At 72.7% G+C, this 15,077-nt stretch carries 15 protein-coding genes and 1 pseudogene; 14 read left to right on the forward strand and 2 right to left on the reverse strand.

The window, feature by feature from the left end; all coding sequences use genetic code 11:
- The 5 genes and pseudogenes from QZ500_RS07665 to QZ500_RS07685 form a co-directional block, all read left to right on the forward strand.
- Window positions 1-583 (forward strand): annotated as a pseudogene (locus QZ500_RS07665) (hypothetical protein); the annotation flags it as partial.
- Between the two features lie 64 nt (window positions 584-647).
- The gene (locus QZ500_RS07670; protein WP_295853248.1) at window positions 648-1,418 is read left to right on the forward strand and encodes a cytochrome c oxidase assembly protein; all 771 of its coding nucleotides are present in this window, start codon (window positions 648-650) and stop codon (window positions 1,416-1,418) included.
- A 74-nt stretch (window positions 1,419-1,492) separates the two neighbouring features.
- On the forward strand, window positions 1,493-3,868 hold the full coding sequence (locus QZ500_RS07675) for an FdhF/YdeP family oxidoreductase (RefSeq protein ID WP_295853251.1): 2,376 nt from the start codon (window positions 1,493-1,495) through the stop codon (window positions 3,866-3,868).
- A gap of 87 nt (window positions 3,869-3,955) precedes the next feature.
- A complete protein-coding gene (locus tag QZ500_RS07680; protein ID WP_295853254.1) occupies window positions 3,956-4,321 on the forward strand; it encodes a hypothetical protein in 366 nt (121 codons plus the stop codon).
- Window positions 4,322-4,403: 82 nt separating this feature from the next.
- Window positions 4,404-4,985, forward strand: a complete 582-nt coding sequence (locus QZ500_RS07685; protein WP_295853256.1) for a YigZ family protein — start codon at window positions 4,404-4,406, stop codon at window positions 4,983-4,985.
- A 15-nt stretch (window positions 4,986-5,000) separates the two neighbouring features.
- Here QZ500_RS07685 and QZ500_RS07690 read toward each other — a convergent pair whose 3' ends face one another.
- Window positions 5,001-6,176 carry an ATP-binding protein gene (locus QZ500_RS07690; RefSeq protein WP_295853259.1) on the reverse strand — a complete coding sequence of 392 codons (1,176 nt, stop codon included), beginning with the start codon at window positions 6,174-6,176 and terminating at the stop codon, window positions 5,001-5,003.
- The gene (locus tag QZ500_RS07695) at window positions 6,173-6,898 is read right to left on the reverse strand and encodes a response regulator (RefSeq protein WP_295853262.1); all 726 of its coding nucleotides are present in this window, start codon (window positions 6,896-6,898) and stop codon (window positions 6,173-6,175) included. Before QZ500_RS07695 ends, QZ500_RS07690 begins: the two co-directional genes overlap by 4 nt.
- Before the next feature lie 137 nt (window positions 6,899-7,035).
- Between QZ500_RS07695 and QZ500_RS07700 the strand changes: the two genes are divergently transcribed.
- From QZ500_RS07700 to QZ500_RS07740, 9 genes are all read left to right on the forward strand, one after another.
- Window positions 7,036-8,451 carry a TolC family protein gene (locus tag QZ500_RS07700; protein ID WP_295853265.1) on the forward strand — a complete coding sequence of 472 codons (1,416 nt, stop codon included), beginning with the start codon at window positions 7,036-7,038 and terminating at the stop codon, window positions 8,449-8,451.
- Window positions 8,448-9,584: an ABC transporter permease gene (locus tag QZ500_RS07705; RefSeq protein WP_295853269.1), complete on the forward strand. Its 1,137-nt coding sequence runs from the start codon at window positions 8,448-8,450 to the stop codon at window positions 9,582-9,584. Before QZ500_RS07700 ends, QZ500_RS07705 begins: the two co-directional genes overlap by 4 nt.
- A 23-nt stretch (window positions 9,585-9,607) precedes the next feature.
- Window positions 9,608-10,372, forward strand: a complete 765-nt coding sequence (locus QZ500_RS07710; protein WP_295853271.1) for an ABC transporter ATP-binding protein — start codon at window positions 9,608-9,610, stop codon at window positions 10,370-10,372.
- Complete coding sequence (locus QZ500_RS07715) at window positions 10,369-11,328, forward strand: HlyD family efflux transporter periplasmic adaptor subunit (RefSeq protein WP_295853275.1); 960 nt, start codon at window positions 10,369-10,371, stop codon at window positions 11,326-11,328. The genes QZ500_RS07710 and QZ500_RS07715 overlap by 4 nt, the downstream gene beginning before the upstream one ends.
- A gap of 109 nt (window positions 11,329-11,437) precedes the next feature.
- A complete protein-coding gene (locus tag QZ500_RS07720) occupies window positions 11,438-12,097 on the forward strand; it encodes an MtnX-like HAD-IB family phosphatase (protein ID WP_295853456.1) in 660 nt (219 codons plus the stop codon).
- Window positions 12,094-12,993: an alpha/beta fold hydrolase gene (locus tag QZ500_RS07725; RefSeq protein WP_295853278.1), complete on the forward strand. Its 900-nt coding sequence runs from the start codon at window positions 12,094-12,096 to the stop codon at window positions 12,991-12,993. Before QZ500_RS07720 ends, QZ500_RS07725 begins: the two co-directional genes overlap by 4 nt.
- Window positions 12,986-13,357: an EamA family transporter gene (locus QZ500_RS07730; RefSeq protein WP_295853281.1), complete on the forward strand. Its 372-nt coding sequence runs from the start codon at window positions 12,986-12,988 to the stop codon at window positions 13,355-13,357. Before QZ500_RS07725 ends, QZ500_RS07730 begins: the two co-directional genes overlap by 8 nt.
- Window positions 13,354-13,827 carry an EamA family transporter gene (locus QZ500_RS07735; RefSeq protein WP_295853284.1) on the forward strand — a complete coding sequence of 158 codons (474 nt, stop codon included), beginning with the start codon at window positions 13,354-13,356 and terminating at the stop codon, window positions 13,825-13,827. Before QZ500_RS07730 ends, QZ500_RS07735 begins: the two co-directional genes overlap by 4 nt.
- On the forward strand, window positions 13,811-15,061 hold the full coding sequence (locus QZ500_RS07740) for a DegT/DnrJ/EryC1/StrS family aminotransferase (RefSeq protein WP_295853287.1): 1,251 nt from the start codon (window positions 13,811-13,813) through the stop codon (window positions 15,059-15,061). Before QZ500_RS07735 ends, QZ500_RS07740 begins: the two co-directional genes overlap by 17 nt.
- Window positions 15,062-15,077: the final 16 nt, after the last annotated feature.

Below are 15,077 nucleotides of genomic sequence, written 5' to 3' on the forward strand. Positions count from 1 at the left end.
CAACGGCGGGCCGTGGCTGCCGCCGCACGACGTCGCCCGCCACGCCCCCGGCGTGGCCGGCGTGCGCTGGACGCTGGTGGCCGACGGCGCCTTCTGGGTGTCGCTGCTGTGCGGCTATGCCTACCTGGGGGTGGTGGCGCCGGGCTGGCCGCCGGCCGCTTGTGTCGAGGGCGGCCTGCCCGCGGCGGCGGCCTCCGCCCTGGCGCTGCTGCTGACGGCCGTCGCCGCACGGCAGGCCTGCGCACGAGCGGGCGACGGCGCGGCGCGGCAGCGCTGGCTGGCCGTCGCGGCGGGGGCAGGCGTGGCGGCGGTCGGTCTGCTGGCCGCGGGCGGCCTGGCGGCGCTGCCGTCGCCGCGCAGCCATGCCTACGGCGCCACGGTCGCGGCCTGCATCGTCTACGCCGGCTTCCACGCAGCCGTGGGCGTGCTGTTCGCCGCCTACGGCTGGACGCGCGGCCGCGCAGGATTCGTGTCGGCACGGCGCACGGTCGAACTGCGGGTGCTCCGCATGTGGACCGGCTATAGCGCCGCGACCGGGATCGTGCTGCTGGTCGCCGTCTACCTGCCGGGCGTCTTCCGATGACGTGCGCTCCTGAAACGATAGCTGCCAGCGCAGGCCGCACCTGCGCAGAAAGGCGATTTGCATCATGAACACCGGAACCGCCGACCGCCTCTGGTCGCTCTGCACCTCGGCGGCGCCGCCCGCCCTGCCCGGCGACTGGATCGGCGCATGGAGCCTGGCGCCCGCCAGCCTCGTCGCCGTGGCGCTGCTGGCCGCCATCGGACTGTGCCACCGCGCGACCGACTCGGCCGCGCGGCGCCGCCAAGCGTGGTGGTGGACGGGTGTGGCGTTGATGGTGCTGGCGCTGCTGTCGCCGCTGTGTCGGTTGGGCGCGACGCTGGTGGCGGGCCACATGGCCCAGCTGATGCTGATCGCCACCGCCGCGGGTGCGGCCCTCGCGGCCGGCAGCGTACCGCGGCACATCCCGTGGCGCCCGACGCCGGCCGCCGCGGCCTACAGCGCGGTGCTGTGGGGCTGGCACCTGCCGCCGGTCTACGCGGCGACCCTCACCGATCCGGCGATCCACGCCGCCGCCTACGTCGCCCTGGCAGCGGTGTCGTGGTGGTTCTGGTGCGCCGTGCTGCAGGCTCCCGCCGCCCGCCGGGGCGCGGCGTTTTCGGCGCTCGGTTTCACGGTCGTGCACACCGGCCTGCTGGGCGCCCTGCTTACCTTCGCGCCGGTCGCCTACTACCCGCTGCAGACCGGGGGCGCCACCGCCTGGGGCCTGTCGCCGCTGGAGGACCAGCAGCTCGCCGGTCTGCTGATGTGGATACCCGGCGGCATCGTCTACGGCGGCGCGGCCTTCGCCCTTGCGCTGCGCTGGCTGGAACCGCCGGCCGACACCGCTCCGGCCTGACGCCCTACGCGCAGATGCGGCCGGGCTCGGTGCAATCGAGGGATCGAATACGACATCCCTCCAGGAGCTCCTGCATGAACGAAGTGCCCCATCCGCCCGCCGACCAGACCGTCCGCATCGAACCCTACGACGGGCCGGCCGGCGGCTGGGGGTCGGTCAAGTCGCTCGCGGTGGAGATCGCACGCTTCAAGGCGCCCGGTGCCGTGATGCCGCTGTTGCAGAAGCAGAACAAGCCCGACGGCTTCGCCTGCGTCAGCTGCGCCTGGGGACGGCCGCAGAAGTCGCACCTGGCAGAGTTCTGCGAGAACGGCGCCAAGGCCACCTTCTCGGAACTGACCAGCGCCCGGGTCGGCCCCGACTTCTTCGCCGACCACACGCTGACCGAACTGCGCGGCTGGACCGACTACGCGCTGGAGCAGCTCGGTCGCCTGACCGAGCCGATGCGCTACGACCCGGCCACCGACACCTACCGCCGCGTCGCCTGGGACGAGGCCTTCGCCGAGATCGGCGCCGAGCTGCGCGCACTGGCGTCGCCCGACGAGGCGGTGTTCTACGCCTCGGGCCGGGCGTCGCTCGAGACTTCCTACATGTACCAGCTGCTGGCCCGGCTCTACGGCACCAACAACCTGCCCGACAGCTCCAACATGTGCCACGAGACCACCTCGGTAATGCTGAAGAAGACGATCGGCGTGCCGGTCGGCACGGTACACGTGGCGGACTTCGAGCACACCGACTGCATCTTCTTCTTCGGCCAGAACGTCGGCAGCAACAGCCCGCGCATGCTGCACCAGTTGCAGGAAGCCCGGCAGCGCGGCATCCCGATCGTCGTCTTCAACCCGCTGCGGGAGCGCGGGCTGGAAGCCTTCGCCAACCCGCAGTCGCCCAAGGACATGCTCGGCGGCACGCCGACGCAGATCGCCACCCAGTACCACCAGGTGCGCCCGGGCGGCGACATCGCGGCGATCGCCGGCATCGCCAAAGCGCTGTTCGCGCTCGACGATGCGGCGCAGTCGGCCGGCGGCCGGCGGCTGCTCGACACCGCCTTCCTGGACACGCACACCCACGGGCTCGCCGATTTCGAAGCCTATGTGCGCGGCCTCGGCTGGGACGCGATCGAGCGCGAATCCGGCCTGACACGGCAGGCGCTGGAAGGCGCGGCGCGGGTCTACGCGCAGGCCGAGGCGGTGATCGGCGTCTACGGCATGGGCCTGACCCAGCACAAGCGCGGCGTCGACAACATCGGCATGCTGGTCAATCTGATGCTGCTGCGTGGCAACGTTGGCAAGTCGGGCGCGGGCCTCTGTCCGGTGCGCGGCCATTCCAACGTGCAGGGCCAGCGCACCGTCGGCATCGCCGAAAAGCCCGAGCTGGTGCCGCTCGACACCCTTGCCCAGCAGTACGGCTTCGAGCCGCCGCGCCACAAGGGCCTGAGCACCGTCGATGCCTGCCAGGGTGTGCTCGACGGCAGCGTTAAGGCCTTCATCGGTCTGGGGGGCAACTTCGTGCGGGCGATGCCGGACCATTTCCGGATCGAGCCGGCCTGGCAGCGCCTGCAGCTGACGGTGCAGATCGCCACCAAGCTCAACCGCAGCCACCTGCTGGCCGGCCAGGTGGCGTACCTGCTGCCCTGCCTGGGCCGTATCGAGATCGACACCCAGGCGACCGGCGTGCAGACCCTCAGCACCGAGGACAGCACCGGCTGGTTCCACGCCTCGCGCGGCCACCATGCGCCGGCCTCGGACCAGCTGCTGTCGGAGGCCCGGATCGTCGCCGGCATCGCCCGCGCCGCGCTGCCGCCGAACCCGCATGTGGACTGGGACGGCTGGTGCGCCGACTACAGCCGTATCCGCGACGCGATCGCCGCCACCTTCCCGAAGGACTTTCACGACTTCAACCGTCGGCTGGCGGCGCCGAGCGGCTTCCACCGCACGCTGCCGGCGCGCGAACGGATCTGGCAGACGGAATCCGGCAAGGCCGAATTCACCGTGCCGCAGCAACTCGACGCGGCCTTCGCCGGCCAGGGCGGCGCAGAGGACTTCCGGCTGATCACGCTGCGCAGCAACGACCAGTTCAACACCACCGTCTACGGCTACAGCGACCGTTTCCGCGGCGTCGAGGGCACCCGCGACGTGCTGTTCATGCACCCCGAGGACATCGCCCGGCTCGGCCTGCAGGACGGCGGCCGCATCGGCCTGCAGAGCGCCCCGGCCGATGCGCAGGACGGCGACGACACCCTGCGACGCATCGACGGCTTCCGGATCGTGGCCTACGACATCCCGCGCGGCAGCGTCGGTGCCTACTATCCGGAATGCAACCCGCTGATCCCGCTGTGGCAGCACGCCGACGAAAGCCTGGTGCCGGCCGCCAAATCGGTGCCGGTAAGGCTGGTACGCGACGGCACGCCGCCGTCTGCGCCGGTGGTACGTGAAGCGGAGGTCACGTCGGTTTGAACGGCAGGTAAAGGGCGCAGGTTTCCTACGCGGGACGTTTGCAGCCGGAGCAAGATGACACCATCGTCACCTCTCAGGAGACCCGCCATGAACCGTTCGAACCGTTTTTCCTCCTCGCTGTTCTGCCTGTCCCGTTCCGCAGCGGTCGTGCTCGGTACTGCCGCCGTGCTGGCCAGCCAAGCCGCGCAGGCACAGGCGCCGGTGCTGGACCCGCGCGATACCCAGGGCTACCACGAAGGCAGCATGCAGAACCAGGGCGGGCGCCCGCCGGCCCAGGTGCGCAACCCGAGCGCCGGCTGGGCCGGCGACACGATCGCCGTGCCGCGCAGTTCCGAACGCGAACTGCGCCAGTACTACGCGGAGCGCGACGCCCAGCGCTACGGCGGCTGGTGGGACCGCGGCGACGACCGCCGGGACCGCCGCGACCGCCGTGAACGTCGCTGGCGGGATTGAGGCGCCCTGCGGCTGCGCAACATCCACCGCGCGGGCATGATGCGCAGTTTCAGTCGTTCGCACGGCCGCTATCGTCTCTGTCATGCCCTTTTCCCTTGCAGCGTCCGTTGCGCATGAACTCGTCGTGCGCAAGAGCCGGTTCATCGCCTGCGTTCAGCCGGTGGCGGACCGGCCGACGGCCCTGGCTGTCGTCGCGCAACTGCGGACGGCGCACCCCGACGCCGCCCATGTGTGCTGGGCGTTGATGGCGGGCGGGCAGTCGGCGGCAGTCGACGACGGTGAACCCTCGGGAACCGCAGGGCGTCCCATGTTAGAGGTGCTGCGGCACCACGATCTCGAGGGCGTACTCGCCACCGTCGTCCGCTATTTCGGCGGTGTGAAGTTAGGCGCGGGAGGCTTGGTGCGCGCCTATACGGACGCCATAGCCCAGGCGCTGCACGTAGCCGAACTGACGCCACTGCAGCGCCGGACCGTGCAGTCGTGCGTCGTGCCCTATGCGCTGGAAGGCATGGTGCGGCGCCAGTTGCAGCAAGCCGATGCGACTCTCCTGTCGGTGGAGCACGGCCACCTCGTGACGCTGCGGTACGACGTGGTGGAGCACGAGGCAGTGCCCCTGATGCAGCGCATCAACGATGCGGCGCAGGGCCGTGCCGTCTGGCCCTGACGCAGTCGGCACGCCTTAGCCGCGGGGCAGACGGATCGTGAAGCGGGTGCCGCCGCGCACCGAGGTATCGGCGGCGACGGTACCGCCCTGCAGCGTGACCAGCATGTGCACAATCGACAGCCCGAGTCCCGAACCGCCGCCACCCGCGGCGCCCCCCCGGTCCAGCGATTTCTGAAAGCGGCGGAACGGGTTCTGGCGCATGTCCTCGGGCAGTCCCGGGCCGTCGTCGCTGACCGACAGCACGGCCTCCTGCGGTGTCGCGTCCAGCGCGACTTCCAGCCAGGCGCCGTTGACCGCGTGCCGGAGCACGTTCTCCACCAGATTCGACAGGGCCTGGCGCATCCGGTCGCGGTCCATGCGGACCGGCAGGGCATCGACAGCGATGCGCGCCTGCAGGTCGATGCCGTGGTCGGCGATGCGTTGTGCGAATCCCTGCAGCGTATCCTGCACCAGCTGCACCAGGTCGCCTTCGGTGCAGTGCAGCGACAGCCGTCCGGCCTCGGCGACCGACAGCGTGTGCAGGTCGTCGACCAGCCGTCCGAGGTGCTCCACCTCGGCGAGCAGCCCGCGGAATTCACGCTCGTCGGCCGCGATCACGCCGTCGCACACTGCGTGCAGCCGCGCCCGCAGCACCGCCAGCGGCGTGCGCAGTTCGTGCGAGACCGCGGCGGCCGTCGCCCGGCGCTCGCGCTCCAGGGATTCGAGCGCATCGGTCATGTGGTTGAAGTCGCGCACCATCTCGACCATCTCGCCGCCAGTGCGGCCGGGTTCGGCCCGCACCGAGAAATCCCCGAGCGCCACCCGCTGCGCCGCCTCGGCCATCGAGGCGAGCGGCAGCGTGACGATGCGCGACACCCAGAAGCCGACGAACAGGCCGATCGGCAGGCACACCACCAGCCCGATCACCAGCGACCACTTCTCACCGAACAGCAGGTCGCCTTTCCAGTACTGCCCGTAGATCTCGACCGCCCGCGGACCGTCTTCCATGCCGAGGTCGTTGAGCGTGTCGAGTTCCTGCTGGACCATCGAAGGCAGCGTGCGGTAGAAGCTGCGGTATTGCCATTCGGCGAAGGCGAACACGCAGGCGCCCAGGATGCCGATGGTGACCAGCACGGTCGCCGCGATCGACAGGCCGAACCGGACCCAGATCCGGTCGAGCGCTCGTCCGCGGACGGCTCCGTCGGCGCTCATTCGCCCGGCCACAGGCGGTAGCCGATACCGCGGACCGTCTCGATCAGTTCGCCGTTGCCGGCGGCCTGCAGCTTGCGCCGCAGCTTCGACAGGTGCGAGTCGATCACCCGGTCGAGCGCATCGCTCTCGGGCAGGCAGGTCTCGATCAGGTGGCTGCGCGAAAAGCACCGCCGCGGCTGGGCCGCCAGGCAGGCGAGCAGCCGGAATTCGGTGAGCGTGAGCGCCAGCGGCTCGAAACGTCCGTCGTCCGTCTGGACCCGCACCATGTGGGCGTCCTGGTCGATCTCCAGCCGGCCGACCCGCAGCACCGCCGCAGCCGGCGCCCGTGCGGCCGCCGCACCGGTGCGGCGCAGGACCGCCCGCACCCGCGCCACCACCTCGGGCGGGCTGTACGGCTTGACGACGTAGTCGTCGGCCCCCAGCCGCAGCGCGAGCAGCTTGTCCACGTCGTCGGCCAGCGCGGTGACCATGATTACCGGGGTGTCGTTGTCGGCGCGGATGTTCTTCAGCACGTCCACGCCGTCCATGCCCGGCAGGTGGATGTCGAGCAGCACCAGGTCGGGCCGCTGTTCGCGGAAGACCCGCAGCGCCGCGGTGCCGTCGGCGGCGCGGCAGCTGCGCAGGCCGTCGCGGTGCAGGTAGGCCACGAGGATGTCGGCGATCGCCGGTTCGTCCTCGACGACGAGCACCAGCGGTCCGGAAGGATGGGCGGCGAGGTTCATGGCAGCCGCGGATTATCGCGGCCCTCCCCGCGCCGCCACGCCCGCGCGCAGCCGATGCCCCCACACGCCGCCCTCCACGCGTTCTCCACATTTCCTGCATCGCCGGGCAAGCCCCGGCGTATCCAATCGCAGCCGCCATGCGCCTGCCCCTGCCCGCCTCCGCCCCTGCTGCGTGCCGTGCCGCGCTGCTGGCCGGTTGTGCGCTGCTGGCCGGTTGTGCGGCGCCTCCGGTACCGGTGCTGCCGGACGCCGTGCCCGCTGCCTGGACGCATGCGCCCGCGGCGCCGGCCGCCGCGGCGCCCGACCTGCGCCGCTGGTGGCAGGCCTTCGGCGATGCACGGCTCGATGCACTGGTGGACGAGGCCCTGCGCCAGAACCTGACGCTGGCCCAGGCCGAGAGCCGGCTGCGCCAGGCCCGGCTGCTGTCCGAACGGGCCGACACAGCCTACCGACCGTCGCTGTCGGCGAGCGTGCGGACGGTCCAGGACGTGCAGGCGGTCGATTCCTATCTCCACGCCAGCCTCGACGCCACCTGGGAACTCGGCCTGTTCGGCGCCCGCGAAAGCGCCGGCAGGATCGCCCGCGCCACGCTCGCCAACGCCGACGCGGCCGTGCAGGCGGCGCGGGTCAGCCTGGTCGCCGAGGTGGTCCGCCAGGCGGTCGAATGGCGGGCGGCGGAACGCCAGACCGCCACCCTCGACCGGCTGGCGGCGCTGGATACCCAGGCGCTCGCGCTCGCGGACGTGCGGCTGCGCACCCGCATCGCCGCGCCCGACGAACGGTTGCAGCTGCAGGCCCGCGCCGCGCAGACGGAGGCACAGCGCGCCGAGGCGGTGCAGGCCGCGGACCGCGCCGCCCAGGCGCTCGCGCTGCTGACCGGCCGCTTCGCGCCCGACCCGGGCTGGAATGGGGGCGCGCCGCTGCAGGCGCCTGCGGCCGGCATCGCGGCACTGCCGGCCGACCTGCTGCGCACCCGCCCCGATGTCCGCCAGGCCGAGGCCGCCGTGCTGAAAGCCGCCGGCGAGGCGGGGCTGGCGCGCGCCGAGCTGTATCCGCGCATCGCCCTGGGCGGCTCGTACCTCTATGCGCGCAACCTGACGCAGAACCGCCGCTACCTGACCGACCAGATTCCGGTGATCGGCCCGCTGATCGACATTCCCCTGTTCGACTGGGGCCGCCGGCAGGCCCAGGCCGCGATGCGCGGCGAAGCCCTGAACGAGGCCCTGCTCGCCTACCGGCAGGCGGTGCTCGAAGGGGTGGCGGATACCGAGACCGCCCTGTCCGCCCTGGCCCAGCAGCAGGCGCGGGCCGCGCGGCTGGACGAGGCCGCCGGTGCGCTGCGCCAGCGGCGCGCGTCGCAGCAGGCGTTGCAGCGCCAGGGCCTGGCGAGCGACTACGACCTGCTCGGCGCCGACCGGGCACTGGTTCTGGCAGAAGCCGACCGTGCCAGCGCCGACACCCAGCGCGCCCTCGCGTTCGTGGCGCTCTACAAGGCACTCGGCGGCGCGCCGTTGCCGGCTGTGCCCTCGTCGCTGGCGGAGGCGCCGCAATGATCGCCCTGGCCCGCAAGACCCTGGTGCACGAGTGGCGCCGCTTCGTTCCGGCGGTGTTCGCCGTCGGCTTCTCGGGCGTGCTGCTGGCGGTGCAAGCGGCGCTGGTGCTGGGCATCTTCGGCAGCGCGGCGGTCGCGGTCAGCGCTTCCTCGGCGGACCTGTGGGCGGGCTGGCCGGGCACCCAGAGCGTCAACTTCGGCCGCCCCGTCGGCCCCGACGTGGAAATGCGACTGCACATGGACCCCGACGTTGCCGCGGTAGAACCCTACCTGTGGGTGGAAGGCGACTGGCAGAACGCCCGCTCCATCGGCGGCAGCGTGTCGGTCTTCGTCTCGGGTGTGCGGACCGCGCCGGACGCGCTGATGTTCTCTGCCGTCCTGCCGCGGCCGCTGCGCCAGCGCCTGGACGAACCGGGCGCCGTGATCGTGGACCGTGCCGATGCGGCGCAGCTGGGCATCGCGGGGGGCGACGGCCGCGGCTGGATCAACGGCCACCGCGTGCAGGTGGTGGCCACCGTGTCGGGCCTTCGGGCACTCGGCGGCGTCACCGTGCTGGCCTCGCTCGACACGGCGCGCCGACTCGCGGGCACCGACGCGTCGGCGGGCAGCACCTATGTCGTGGCCCGGCTGCGCGATCCGGGGCAGGCCGCCGCAGTGCGCGCACGGCTCGCCCCGGACGCGGCCTTCGGGCCGTTCGAGGTGTGGACGGCCGACGCGTTCGCGCGCCGCTCCCAGCACTACTGGCTGTTCGGCACCGGCGCCGGCGTGGCGGTGCTGTTCATGTCGCTGATCGTCTGCCTGGTCGGTGCCATCGTCACCAGCCAGTCGCTGATGGCGGTGGTCGCATCCTCGTCGCGCGAATACGCCACGCTGCATGCGCTGGGCGTGAGCCGGGGTGCGCTCGGCCGGGTGGTGGTGCAGCAGGCCTGCTGGATCGGCGGGCTTGGATTGGCGCTGGCGGCGCTCGCGAGCACCGCACTACTGTCGGCCGCCGCCGCGCAGGATGTGCCGGTGGCGATGACGCTGCAGGCCGCCCTCGTCTGCACCGCCACGGTCGCGGCGATCGCGCTGCTGTCGGGCTTGGTCGCGATGCGCGGACTGCTCCGGGCCGACCCGGCGGAGCTGCTGCGGTGATCGTCCAGCGCACCGCATCGCGCATGCCTGCGGCACCCCGGCCGTCCGGCGCGCCGTCGCTGGAAGCGCGGCGCGTGGCCAAGTCCTTCATGGCAGGCGTGGTGCGGGTGCAGGTGCTGCAGGGCTTGTCGGTCGCGGTCTATCCCGGCGAGCTGACGCTCATCTCCGGTCCGTCGGGCTGCGGCAAGAGCACGCTGCTGTCGCTGCTGTCGGGCCTGCAGCCCGCCGACGACGGCGAGGTGCGGGCACTCGGCGCACCGCTGCCCACCGGCGACAAGCGGGCGCTGGAGCGCTTCCGGCTGCTGCATACCGGCTTCGTGTTCCAGGGCTTCAACCTGTTCCCGGCCCTCACCGCGCGCGAACAGGTGCAGCTGCCGCTGGGCTACCTGGGCCAGGACGACCGCCAGGCTGCCCGCCGCGCTTCGGAAGCGCTCGACGAGGTCGGCCTGTCGCACCGCGCCGACCTGCGGCCGTCCCAGCTCTCCGGTGGCGAAAAGCAGCGGGTGGCGATCGCCCGTGCGCTGGCCAAGGAGCCGCGGCTGCTGTTCGCCGACGAACCGACCAGCGCGCTGGATGCCGAGAACGGCCAGCGGGTGGTGGAGCTGCTGCACCGCATCGCCCGCTTGCACGGCACCACCGTGCTGTGCGTCAGCCACGATCCGCGCGCTGTGCGCCATGCCGACCGGGTGTTGAGCATGGAAGACGGTGTGATCTGCAACGACTGGCGGCCCGCCGAGGCCGGCGCCGCCGAACCCGTGCCGGCCCGGCCGGGCGGTATTCCCGTATGAACCTTCCGCTTTTCCGCCCGGGTGCGGGCCATGGCTTCCGCCGTGCCGCGTCCGCCTCGCTGGTCCTGGCCGGTGTGCTCCTGTCCGCCGCCGGCTGCTCCGACCGTGCCGATGCGCCGATGCGCGCCGCTGCCGCGTCGACGACGGCAGCCGCCGGCCCCCGTGCCGTCGCGATGGCCCGCGGCAAGGTCGAGGTCACGGGCGGCCTGCTCGACCTGATGGCGCCGCAGGACGGCACCGTGGAATCGCTCGCGGTGGCCGAAGGCGACGAGGTCCGCCGCGGCCAGGTGCTGCTGCGGCTGGCCTCCGATGCCGCGCGGCAGGACGTGGCCATCGCCGAGGCCGAACTGCAGCTGGCGCAGGCGCGGCAGCAGGCACAGGCCGCACGCCTGCCGGCCGCACGCCAGCTGGTGCAGCGGCTCGACGAGGCCGCCCGCGCGGGTGCCGCCGACCTGCAGCGCCACGACGACGCGGTGCAGGCCCGGCAGGACATCGCGGCCGCGGTCGCGGTCGCCGCCGCCGACGTGCAGGTGGCCCGCCAGCGGCTCGCGCAGGCCCGCGGTGCGCTGGCGCGGCGGGTGCTTACGGCGCCCCAGGATGGCACGGTGGTGCGGGTTTTGGCCCAGCCCGGCGCCCATGCCGACGCGCAGAGCGGCCGGCCGGCGCTGGTGCTGCTGCCCCACCGCCCGCTGCAGGTGCGCGCCGAACTCAACGAGAGCTTCGCCGCGGCGGTCCGGCCCGGCATGCGGGTGAGCGTGGTGGCCGACACCGGCGCCGCGGGCCGCCCCGCCGCCGGCCGGGTGCTGCGGCTGTCGCCGGTCTACGGCGCCAGCCGGCTCGACGACGAGACCACCCCGCCCCGCGTCGGCGTGCGGGTGCTCGACTGTTTCATCGCTTTCGACCAGACGCCGGATCTGCGCGTCGGTCAGGACGTCAGGGTGACCTTCCATGAATGACTGTGTGATCGATTCCCCGCGGCCGGTCGGCCGCTGCAGCATCCCGCTGCACCCGGTGCCGGCGGTGCGCACGCCCCACCGGCCGACGCCCGATGGCGGCACGGGCTGGATGATCCAGTGCGACTTCGACGGCACGATCAGCCTGGAGGACGTGACGGACACGCTGCTGCGGCGCTTCGGCCGGCCCGGCTGGGAAGCGCTGGAGGACGCCTGGGAGCGCGGCGAGATCGGCTCGCGCGAATGCATGAAGGGCCAGGTCGCGCTGCTCGACATGAGCCCCGGCGAGCTGCAGGCGCACCTGGCCACGATCGCCATCGACCCGCATTTCGCCGGCTTCGTGCGGGCCGCACGGGCGCTGGGCCTTGCGGTGCAGGTGGTGAGCGACGGCATCGACCATGCGATCCGCACCGTGCTCGACCTGCACGGCCTGGGTGATCTTCCGGTGATTGCCAACCGGCTGGTGCAGGCCGGCCCACGCAGCTGGCAGCTGCAGTCGCCGCACGCCAGCGCCGCCTGCGCCCGCGCGAGCGGCAATTGCAAATGCGAGCGGCTGGCCGAGCAGCAGGCAGTGCACGGCCGGGTGCTGTTCGTCGGCGACAGCACCTCGGACTTCTGCGTGTCGGGCCGTGCCGATTTCGTGCTCGCCAAGTACAAGCTGATCGACCACTGCCGCGCCCACGGCATCGCCCATGCGCCGTTCACCCACTTCGGCGAGGCCACCGTGCTGATGCGCGAGACGGTCGGCGTGCAGGAGCGCGTCGCCGCATGACGCACGCGCTGGAGGACGTCTGTGTCACGCCGCACGAGTTCGTGCTGCCGGGCACCGGGGCGGCCGGCCGGACCGGCGTGCTGCTGGTGCACGGCCTGACCGGCACGCCCAACGAGATGCGGCTGCTGGCCAAGGGCCTGCACCGGCAGGGCTTCACCGTCTACGCGGTACAGCTGGCCGGGCACTGCGGCGCCGTGGAGGACCTGCTCGCCACCCGCTGGCAGGACTGGTACGCCAGCGTCGCAGCCGGTGCCGACCGGCTGGCTCCGCATGTGGACCGGCTGGTGGTGGGCGGCCTGTCGATGGGGGCGGTGCTGTCGCTCGCCCTCGCGCAGGAACGGCCCCGGCAGGTGGCCGGCGTCTGCGCGCTGTCGACGATCTTCCGCTATGACGGCTGGAGCATGCCGGTCTACACCCGCCTGTCGTTCCTGCTGCCGCTGTTCCGGCGGCTGGGCATCGGCCGGCGCAGCGTCTTCATGGAGCAGCCGCCCTACGGCATCAAGGACGAGGCCCTGCGCAAACGCATCGTGGCGCAGATGCACGCGGGCGACAGTGCCGCCGCCGGTCTGCCCGGCAACCCGTGGTGGTCGGTGATCGAGATGCGCCGCCTCTCGGCCCGGGTGCTGTCGCGGCTCGGCAGCATCCAGGCGCCCTGCCTGGTCATCCATGCCCGGGAGGACGACGTCTCCACCCTCGGCAACGCCCGCGCGATCGTGCAGGGCGTGCGGCAGGCGCCGGTCGAACTGGTGGTGTTGGAGGACAGCTACCACATGATCACCGTCGACCGCGAGCGCCGCACCGTGATCGCCACGACCGCCGCGTTCGTCGCGCGCCTGGCGGCGGGACCGGGTACGCCGGCCGCGCCTGCGCTGGCGGGAGCCGTCGCCCGTGGCTAGCGACCTGTCGCCGCTGGTCCTGGTCCTCTGGGTGCTGAACGTGCTGGTCGACAGCGGCGGCCAGCTCGCCTTCAAGGCCGCCGCCGGCGATCCGCGCGCCGGCAGCGGACTGGCCCGCTGGCGCTGGATGGCCGGTCGGCCGTGGCTGTGGGTCGGCATCGGCTGCTACGTCGCCGAATTCGTGCTGTGGCTGGCGTTCCTGTCGCTGGTGCCCCTGTCCGAAGGCGTGCTGCTCGGCTCAATCAACATCGTGGCGATCATGGTCGCCGGCCGCTTCTTCTTCGCCGAGAAACTCTCGAGGATGCGGGTCGCCGGCATCCTGCTGGTGTCCCTCGGCGTCGCCATCGTGGGACTGAAGGCATGAAGCGCTTCTACCTGATCGGCTTCGCGGTGCTGATGGCGTTCGACACGCTGGCCCAGATCAGCTTCAAGCTGGCTGGCGAGCATGCGCTGCCGCTGGAGTTCGGGGCCGCCTGGCTGGCGCGGGTGTTCGGCCAGCTGTGGATCTACGGCGCCTTCGTCGGGTACGTCGGCGCCTTCTTCACCTGGATGACGCTGTTGCAGCGCGCGCCGATCGGACCGGCATTCGCGGCCTCGCACCTGGAGATCGTGTCGGTGCTGGCGGTCTCCGTCTGGCTGTTCGGCGAGACCATCGGCTGGCCGCAGATGCTGGGCGGGCTCTTGATCGTCGCGGGCATCGCCTGCCTGGCGGTGAGCGAAACGGTGGACGAAGCGTCGCCACCGGTGGCTCCGGACGGCCTGCCCGGAGCGTCGGCCGCCGCACTCGCCGTGGCCGTCGCCGATGCCGGACTGGACGATGGCGCCACACGCTGAACGGCCGAGGAGCGCGCACGAGCCGCCGCCGACGGCCGGCCTGCCGCTGCGGGCGGCTGACCTGCTGCCGGGTGGCGATGCGGCGCTCGATACCGCGCTGGTGCGCTTCCTGGGCGTGGAGTCGGTCCAGCTCGAATGCTCCGGCACCGCGGCCCTCGTCGTCGCGTTGACCGCACTGCGCGACCTGACGCCTGCGCGCCGCGAGGTGGTGGTGCCGGCCTATACCTGCCCCCTGGTGGCGCTGGCGGTCGCGCGCTGCGGCCTGGCGCTGCGGGTGTGCGAACTGCTGCCGGAGGGGTTCGACATGGACCCGGTGGCCCTGGCCGCCCTCTGCGGCCCGATGACGCTGGCGGTCGTGCCGACGCACCTGGGCGGACGGGTGGGCGACGCCGCGCCGGCCCGCGCCTGCGCCCGGGCCGTCGGTGCCTGGACGATCGAGGACGCGGCCCAGGCGCTGGGCGCGCGCATCGGCACCGAGGGGCGCAGCGTCGGCTCCGACAGCGACATCGCCTTCTTCAGCCTCGCCGTGGGCAAGGGTCTGACGATTTTCGAGGGCGGTGCGCTGGTCGCCCGCGATCCGGCGCTGCGCGCGGCGCTGCAGGCGGCATCCGCGCGGCTCGTGCCGTCGTGCCCGGGATGGGAACTGCGCCGCAGTATCGAACTACTGGGCTACGCGGCCCTCTACCGGCCCGCCGGCTTGCGCTGGGCCTACGGCCGGCCGCTGCGGCAGGCGCTGGCGCGCGAGGACTGGGTCGCCGCGGCAGGCGACGATTTCGAGGCGGACATTCCGCTGCACCGTGTGGGCCGCTGGCGCCGCGCCGTGGGCGTGCGGGCGCTGGAACGGCTGCCGGCATTCCTGGAGCAGACACGCCGCCAGGCCGCGGCGCGCATCGCCCGGCTGCGCCAGTTGCCCGGTATCACCGTGCTCGACGACAGCGCCGCGGTCCCCGGCGCACGGGGCACCTGGCCAGTGCTGCTGGTGCTGCTGCCCGACCAGGCCCGGCGCGACGCGCTGGTGCGCAGGCTCTGGGGTGCGGGCTGCGGCGTGTCGCTGCCTTTCGTGCAGGTGCTGCCGGACTACGTGCGCTACGCCGACGTGGTACCCGCCGTGCGCCCGGGCGCCCTGCCCCATGCGCGCGCGACGGCCGGCCGTCTGCTGGCGATCAGCAACAGCCCGTGGCTCGACGACGCCCGGTTCGACCACCTTTGCGACGCGCTCGCACGCGGCGCCTGAGGCGTCGGGGCGGACG

The sequence above is a fragment of the uncultured Xylophilus sp. genome, from assembly GCA_913776965.1.
GTDB lineage: Bacteria > Pseudomonadota > Gammaproteobacteria > Burkholderiales > Burkholderiaceae_C > Xylophilus.

Excerpts from the sequence above, each read along its gene's own strand:
- QZ500_RS07670 (WP_295853248.1), top strand. The coding sequence starts at position 648 with ATGAACACCGGAACCGCCGACCGCCTCTGGTCGCTCTGCACCTCGGCG.
- QZ500_RS07675 (WP_295853251.1), top strand. The coding sequence starts at position 1,493 with ATGAACGAAGTGCCCCATCCGCCCGCCGACCAGACCGTCCGCATCGAA.
- QZ500_RS07680 (WP_295853254.1), top strand. The coding sequence starts at position 3,956 with ATGAACCGTTCGAACCGTTTTTCCTCCTCGCTGTTCTGCCTGTCCCGT.
- QZ500_RS07685 (WP_295853256.1), top strand. The coding sequence starts at position 4,404 with ATGCCCTTTTCCCTTGCAGCGTCCGTTGCGCATGAACTCGTCGTGCGC.
- QZ500_RS07690 (WP_295853259.1), bottom strand. The coding sequence starts at position 6,176 with ATGAGCGCCGACGGAGCCGTCCGCGGACGAGCGCTCGACCGGATCTGG.
- QZ500_RS07695 (WP_295853262.1), bottom strand. The coding sequence starts at position 6,898 with ATGAACCTCGCCGCCCATCCTTCCGGACCGCTGGTGCTCGTCGTCGAG.
- QZ500_RS07700 (WP_295853265.1), top strand. The coding sequence starts at position 7,036 with ATGCGCCTGCCCCTGCCCGCCTCCGCCCCTGCTGCGTGCCGTGCCGCG.
- QZ500_RS07705 (WP_295853269.1), top strand. The coding sequence starts at position 8,448 with ATGATCGCCCTGGCCCGCAAGACCCTGGTGCACGAGTGGCGCCGCTTC.
- QZ500_RS07710 (WP_295853271.1), top strand. The coding sequence starts at position 9,608 with ATGCCTGCGGCACCCCGGCCGTCCGGCGCGCCGTCGCTGGAAGCGCGG.
- QZ500_RS07715 (WP_295853275.1), top strand. The coding sequence starts at position 10,369 with ATGAACCTTCCGCTTTTCCGCCCGGGTGCGGGCCATGGCTTCCGCCGT.
- QZ500_RS07720 (WP_295853456.1), top strand. The coding sequence starts at position 11,438 with ATGATCCAGTGCGACTTCGACGGCACGATCAGCCTGGAGGACGTGACG.
- QZ500_RS07725 (WP_295853278.1), top strand. The coding sequence starts at position 12,094 with ATGACGCACGCGCTGGAGGACGTCTGTGTCACGCCGCACGAGTTCGTG.
- QZ500_RS07735 (WP_295853284.1), top strand. The coding sequence starts at position 13,354 with ATGAAGCGCTTCTACCTGATCGGCTTCGCGGTGCTGATGGCGTTCGAC.
- QZ500_RS07740 (WP_295853287.1), top strand. The coding sequence starts at position 13,811 with ATGGCGCCACACGCTGAACGGCCGAGGAGCGCGCACGAGCCGCCGCCG.